This is a genomic window from Streptomyces aureus, assembly GCF_000725495.1.
GTDB classification, from domain to species: Bacteria; Actinomycetota; Actinomycetes; order Streptomycetales; family Streptomycetaceae; genus Streptomyces; species Streptomyces aureus_B.
In genome coordinates this window covers 1-404 of sequence record NZ_JNZD01000086.1, presented here as the reverse complement: position 1 = coordinate 404, position 404 = coordinate 1, and the positions used below count along the sequence as shown (strand labels likewise).

General features: G+C 68.8%; 1 protein-coding gene. It reads right to left on the bottom strand.

Annotation, left to right across the window (positions count from 1 at the left end):
• A partial coding sequence (locus IO36_RS36075) for an acyltransferase domain-containing protein (RefSeq protein ID WP_342455140.1) occupies positions 1 to 358 on the bottom strand: 358 nt, incomplete at its 3' end.
• Between the last annotated feature and the right edge of the window lie 46 nt (positions 359 to 404).

Below are 404 nucleotides of genomic sequence, written 5' to 3'. Positions count from 1 at the left end.
GCCGAACCCAATACGCCGGATCCGTCGGATCACCCGACACCAGCCGGATCACCGGCTCACGGAACTCGATCCCCTCAAGCGCCGCCGCGAACTCCTCCAACATCGGATCCATCAACGGCGAATGAAACGCATGCGACACCGACAACCGCCTGTGCCGCCAACCCAACTCGGACACCCGCCGCGCAACACTCCCGACGGCATCCTCCGTGCCCGCCACCACCACCGACGACGGCCCGTTGACAGCGGCGATCGACACCCCGTCCGTCAGCAGAGCACGCACGTCGGCCTCTGCGGCGGACACCGCGAGCATCGCCCCACCCGCCGGCAGCCCGTCCATCAAGGCAGCACGCGCACGCACCAACCGGCACGCATCCCCCAGCGACAACACACCCGCCACATGCGCC